This is a genomic window from Vibrio sp. 10N.222.52.B7 (assembly GCF_041474275.1).
GTDB lineage: Bacteria > Pseudomonadota > Gammaproteobacteria > Enterobacterales > Vibrionaceae > Vibrio > Vibrio crassostreae_C.
This window is the reverse complement of record NZ_JBFRTU010000164.1, coordinates 1-304: the sequence shown is the minus strand read 5'-3', so window position 1 is coordinate 304 and position 304 is coordinate 1. Positions and strand designations below refer to the sequence as shown.

Here is a 304-nt window from a genome sequence, read left to right as displayed (position 1 = left end):
CCAAATTGTTAAAGAGCAAGAGTTTTAAGTGTTAAACTTTTAAACCCATTTTTAAATACTCTCTTACGAGAATGCTTAAAGATGGTGGGCGATACCGGGCTCGAACCAGTGACCCCCTGCTTGTAAGGCAGGTGCTCTCCCAACTGAGCTAATCGCCCATAAAGTTTTAATTCCTAATGGAAGGAATGGTGGAGCTATGCGGGATCGAACCGCAGACCTCCTGCGTGCAAGGCAGGCGCTCTCCCAGCTGAGCTATAGCCCCATATTTTTATTTCCTTGGGAGGAAATGGTGGGTCGTGCAGGA

Annotated in this window: 2 tRNA genes; both read right to left on the bottom strand. The window is 47.4% G+C overall.

The window, feature by feature from the left end:
• Positions 1-82 precede the first annotated feature (82 nt).
• Positions 83-158: transfer RNA gene (locus AB4512_RS22030), tRNA-Val, on the bottom strand.
• A 28-nt stretch (positions 159-186) separates the two neighbouring features.
• Positions 187-262, bottom strand: a tRNA-Ala gene (locus tag AB4512_RS22025).
• Between the last annotated feature and the right edge of the window lie 42 nt (positions 263-304).